The sequence below is a fragment of the Homoserinimonas sp. genome, assembly GCF_056262345.1.
In genome coordinates, this window is sequence record NZ_JBACFR010000216.1 from 1 (window position 1) to 5,150 (window position 5,150).

The window sequence follows — 5,150 nt, forward strand, 5'->3', positions numbered from 1 at the left end:
CGCCATTTCGCTTGCTGATCTGGGCCTAGAGAAGTAGCATTCCTCGTCTATGAGGCGCGACAGCTCCGAAGACGAACCCGTCGTCGATGACGGTGGCCTCGCCGAGCTGTTTGGCAGCGACAACTTTCGCGAATACGACGACAGCAATCCCTTCGTAGCGCCTCCAATAGGCCCGGGTGGCGGCGCAGAGACTCGAGCTGTGGACGCAGTGGGCACGGCTGCGGCTGCTGCGGCGCCTGCCGCTGCGGCTGCTGCTGCGCCTGTCGCGACCGCCTCGACTGTCGCGACCGCCTCGCCAGCGGCATCTGCGGTCCGCGCTGCAGGCGCACGCCTCGCCACCTGGTGGGGCCAGCGCACCCGCGCCCAGCGGCAGACGATCATCGGCGCATCCGCCGGAGCCGCCCTCGTCATCGTGTTCGTCGCTCTGTTTGCGGTCGGTTCTGCAATCGGCCGGGGAATCGGCCCGGATGCCGCGGCATCCAATGGGCAGGACCCGCAAACGCTCGGTCCCGGAGTCTATGCATGGTCAGAACTCAAGGGCGGCGAGTGCGTCGAACCATTCGGCTCGGTGTGGGCTGAGGAGTTCACAGTCGTGGAGTGCGGCGAACCGCACACGGCCCAACTGCTGCACCGCGGAGAGGTCGGCCCCGAGGTTACGGTCTATCTCGACGCGGAGGGCTGGCAGGGTTTGGCGCCGACGCTGTGCGATGCCGAAACGCTGCTCGACTTCGACGCGGCCGCTGAGCTAAGCGACCTGACCTGGCAGCTGTCCTATGCGGGCGACGCTACAGAGTGGGCCAATGGCGACCGCGGGTACTCCTGCTTCGTTACACGCTCAGCGGGAGACAAGCTCGACGCGTCTTTGTTGGCGAAGCAGTAGGGAGCAGAGCGCTCAGCTCTGCCGAAGCAGGTCGGCCACGCTCGTGAGAATCTCGTCCGGGCGGAACGGATACCGCACGATCTCGGCCTCGTCGCTGATCCCGGACATGACCAGAATCGTGTGCAGCCCCGCCTCGATGCCGGCAACGATATCGGTGTCCATGCGGTCACCGATCATTGCCGTCTTCTCGCTGTGTGCGCCGATCCTGTTCATCGCAGAGCGGAACATCATCGGGTTCGGCTTGCCGACCACATAGGGTTCCATGCCGGTCGCTTTGGTGATGAGCGCGGCGACCGCACCCGTCGCGGGCAGCGGGCCCTCGGCGCTGGGGCCCGTGGCATCCGGATTAGTGCTGATGAACCGTGACCCGGAGCCGATGAGTCGAATTGCCTTGGTGATGGCATCGAACGAATAGGTGCGGGTTTCGCCGAGCACGACAAAGTCGGGGTCACGCTCGGTCATGATGAAACCGGCCTCGTGCATAGCCGTCGTGAGGCCGGCCTCGCCGATCACATAGGCCTTGCCGCCGGGGCGCTGCTGCTTGAGAAAGTCGGCCGTGGCCATCGCCGACGTGTAGATCGCCTCTTCGGGCACGATGAGGCCGGATGCCCGCAGCCGGGCCGCCAGGTCACGCTGCGTGAAGATCGAGTTATTGGTGAGCACGAGAAACGGCGTTCCGCTCTCGGTCCACTCTGCGAGCAGTTCTGATGCCCCGGGGATCGGGTGATTCTCGTGGACGAGAACCCCGTCCATGTCGGTCAGCCAGTATTCGATCTCACTACGGTCTGCCATGCCTCAATCCTAGAGGCGAAGCCTGACGGCCAGGTGCCGGGCTCCCGGCCCCTGCGGCCGCCGCCGCTGCGGCCGCTGCCGGGCATCCCGCGCCGGGGCATACATGCTCCCCGCGCCCCTAACCCGCTCCCCGCGCCCGAAGTGTCGGGTGCGCCGAGCGGGTTTCGGGCGCGCCGAGAGAGGGAGTCAGGGAGAAGGGGGCGCGGACTACCCGCGTCTGGCGGCCCGCTGCGCGCCGAGTTTTGCGAGCTGGTCGGCATCGACGCCCAGGATGCGCAGCCCCATGTGGGCGACCTGGGTCGCAATCTGCGCGGGGGAGGTGGGCACTCCCGGGTCCGAGACGGGATACCACCGGGCGATATCGATGGTCACTCCCTGCACGCCGAGCACCGCCATCGGCAGGTTGTCGACCACGAAGACCCCTTCGGCAACGCCGCGCTCGATCGTGCTGGCCATGATGGCGAAGATCTCGCGTCGCTGCTCTCGCACCAGTTCGAGATGCTCGGGGCTCAGCGAGGTGAGTTCGTAGTGCACCACTCGGGCGCGGGCGAGCTGCTCAACCTGGGCGAGTGCAAACATTCTGAGCCCGGCATATGTCTGCGCGAGCGGAGTCTCTCGTTCAGCTATCGCGGCGTAGAGCAGCTCGATAATGGCGCTGTGTCCATCACGGATGATCGTGAAGAGGATCTCCTCTTTCGACTCGTAGTGGGCATAGACGGCACCCGCCGTGATGCCGGTGGCCGCCGCGATGTCGCGCGTCGTCGTGCCGTGGAACCCTCGGGCCGCGAACAGCGCCGTCGACGCATCGAGCAGGCGTTGGCGGGTGTTGGGCAGGCGCTTGCGCCGCACCGGAGGAACGGAGGTCGTGGCGCCCAAACTAGACCGGATCTTTCTCGAGGTCTCGCACCAGGTAGAACTCGTTATCCCACAGCGCATAGATGAGCCAGGTCGGCAGGATGTACGACTCCTGCATGTAGTTCTCCTGCGATGAATGGATGGCCCAGCCTTCGTGCTTCTTGCCCACTTCGGCGGGCATTGCATAGGTCGGGTCTGGCTGGTTCTCGACCACGAATGCCCCGGCCTCGCCGCCGAAAGCGGAGAGCGCTCCTGTGGGGCTGATCGTGTAGACGATGTGCTTCGGCCCGGTGTAGCTGCCGCCAGCGTCGGCGAGCTCAGCGATGGCGAGTTCGGTGATGCGACCCATCTCCATATGGTCTTTGTGCCCCGTCGCGCCGCTTTCTGGCCAGAAGGCGACCACAACATCCGGCTTCTGCTTCTTCAGCACAGCTACGACGCGCTCGACGAGCTCGTCTTCGTCGGCCTGGGGCACACCGCCGTCGGGGTAATCCCACACCTCATGGCCGTCGACCCCCAGGTTGAAGCTGTTCTTGAGCGCCTCGGCCTTGCGCACAATGCCCAGATCTTCTTGGCGTGCGACGACGGGGGTCTGATGCCCGGCCTCGCCCATGGTCGCCGTGACCATATAGGTGTAGGCGCCGTCCATCGACTTGGCGCGGGTGAACAGCCCGTTCACGGTCTGCTCGTCGTCAGGATGTGCAAAGAAGCCGACGACGCGGGTGCCGCCGATCTCGCCGATCACCGAGTCGACGCCCTCTGCGGTCGGTTCGTGAAAGAGGTGGCGTCCGGCCCAGTAGGTGCCGCCAACGGCGACGGCCAGCACGCTCCCGACAACGATGGCGGCGACGACGCGTTTGCGCATGACAACTCCCCGGGTTCTCGTGGCGATCTGCCTCAGTCTGCCGTAGCCGGGCAAAACCGAGGGTATTTCGACACGCTTGGGTTTCTACTCCTCGACGAGGATGCCGAGGTTGGCGGCGAGCACCGACGCGAGTTCCGCCAATTGGTACGAGTTGATCGTCGCGCCGCGCAGACCCTCGAGCCCGGTGATGCTGCGCAGCTCGAGCGAGCGGAGGTCTACGTCGGCGAGGGTGGAGCGGGTCACGTCGATGCCCGTGAGCTGGGTGTCAACGAACGCGACGCGCTTGACGGATGCCCCGCCCAGATCCAATTCGTCGATGGTGCAGTTGGTGAACAGCACGTCTTCGAGGCGGGCTCCTCGCAGGTTGACGAAGCCCAGCTTGCAGTGACTGAAGTGCACGGAGCGCACGTCGGATTCGTAGAGTTCGGCGGAGCCGATGCGGGACGCGGTGATCTCGACGTCACGAAACCGGCTGCGGGCGGCGCTCAGAACGGGGGCGTTGAGCCGCTCGATGCGGGTGTCGACGATGGATGCTCCGCGCAGTTCGGTGGCGTGCGCGGTGAGGTCGACAAGCTCGCATTCGCTGAATGCAATGCCCGCGAGATCGCGCTCGCTCAGGTCGGCGGAGGCGAAGCGCTCACCCTCGTAGTTGTCGTGGCTCTCAAGTGCCTCGGGGTCGCCGTCGGTGATGTGGGCGAGCCGTAGCGCCGTGAGACGAGGGGCGAGGGGGCCAGGCTTCTTGCTCATGTGACTTTCTGCCGTAATGCGAAAGGTGCTGTGCCCGGGCAGCCCGGGCACAGCACCTCGCTGAACTGTGGTGTGCTGTGGTGGCTAGTCGGTGCCGAGGTCGAACGCGGCGCGGTCGAGGGCGACCTCCGCGTTGGTGTCAGCGCCGGCGCCGCCCGCGATCTCGTCGGACTCACCCTGGGTGAGTTCGCCCATGAGCTTGGCGGTCTCGCCCGAGACGATGCCCTGGGCGGCGTACTGCTCCAGGCGGGCGCGCGAATCGGCGATGTCGAGGTTGCGCATGGTCAGCTGGCCGATGCGGTCTTCGGGGCCGAAGGCAGCATCCGTCACGCGCTCCATGGAGAGCTTGTCGGGGTGGTAGCTGAGCGCGGGGCCCTCGGTGTTGAGCAGCGTGTAGTCGTCGCCGCGACGCAGACGCATCGTCACGGTGCCGGTGACGGCGGAGCCGACCCAGCGCACGATCGACTCGCGCAGCATGAGCGACTGCGGGTCGAGCCAGCGGCCCTCATACATGAGGCGACCGAGCTTGCGGCCCTCGTTGTGGTAGCTGGCGACGGTGTCTTCGTTGTGAATCGCGTTGAGCAGGCGCTCGTAGGCGATGTGCAGCAGCGCCATGCCGGGGGCCTCGTATAGGCCGCGGCTCTTGGCCTCGATGATGCGGTTTTCGATCTGGTCGCTCGTGCCGAGGCCGTGGCGGCCACCGATCGCGTTCGCCTCAAGAACAAGCGCGACAGCATCCGTGAACTCCTGGCCGTTGATGGCGACGGGGCGGCCAGCCTCGAACGTGATCGACACGTCTTCTGCGGCGATCTGAACGTCTTCGCGCCAGGATGCAACGCCCATGATGGGCTCAACGATCTCGAAGCCGGTGTCGAGCTGCTCAAGGCTCTTGGCCTCGTGCGTTGCGCCCCAAATGTTGGCATCGGTGCTGTAAGCCTTCTCGGTGGAGGCGCGGTAGGGCAGGTCGTGCGCCTGCAGCCACTCGCTCATCTCCTTGCGGCCGCCGAGCTC

The 5,150-nt window shown here is 66.0% G+C and carries 6 protein-coding genes; 1 reads left to right on the top strand and 5 read right to left on the bottom strand.

Going from position 1 to position 5,150, the window contains the following annotated elements; translation table 11 throughout:
• Positions 1-49 precede the first annotated feature (49 nt).
• Complete coding sequence (locus AC062T_RS10400) at positions 50-880, top strand: hypothetical protein (protein ID WP_476029777.1); 831 nt, start codon at positions 50-52, stop codon at positions 878-880.
• Between the two features lie 12 nt (positions 881-892).
• Here the strand turns inward: AC062T_RS10400 and AC062T_RS10405 are convergent, their stop codons facing one another.
• The 5 genes from AC062T_RS10405 to argG all read right to left on the bottom strand — a co-directional run.
• A complete protein-coding gene (locus AC062T_RS10405) occupies positions 893-1,672 on the bottom strand; it encodes an HAD-IIA family hydrolase (RefSeq protein ID WP_476029779.1) in 780 nt (259 codons plus the stop codon).
• A gap of 207 nt (positions 1,673-1,879) precedes the next feature.
• A complete protein-coding gene (locus tag AC062T_RS10410; protein WP_476029781.1) occupies positions 1,880-2,548 on the bottom strand; it encodes a TetR-type transcription factor C-terminal domain-containing protein in 669 nt (222 codons plus the stop codon).
• A gap of 1 nt (position 2,549) precedes the next feature.
• Positions 2,550-3,392: a PIG-L deacetylase family protein gene (locus AC062T_RS10415; protein WP_476029783.1), complete on the bottom strand. Its 843-nt coding sequence runs from the start codon at positions 3,390-3,392 to the stop codon at positions 2,550-2,552.
• An 84-nt stretch (positions 3,393-3,476) separates the two neighbouring features.
• Complete coding sequence (locus AC062T_RS10420) at positions 3,477-4,139, bottom strand: pentapeptide repeat-containing protein (protein WP_476029785.1); 663 nt, start codon at positions 4,137-4,139, stop codon at positions 3,477-3,479.
• An 84-nt stretch (positions 4,140-4,223) separates the two neighbouring features.
• Positions 4,224-5,150 (bottom strand): argininosuccinate synthase (argG, locus tag AC062T_RS10425; RefSeq protein WP_476029787.1); only part of this gene is annotated, 927 nt, incomplete at its 5' end.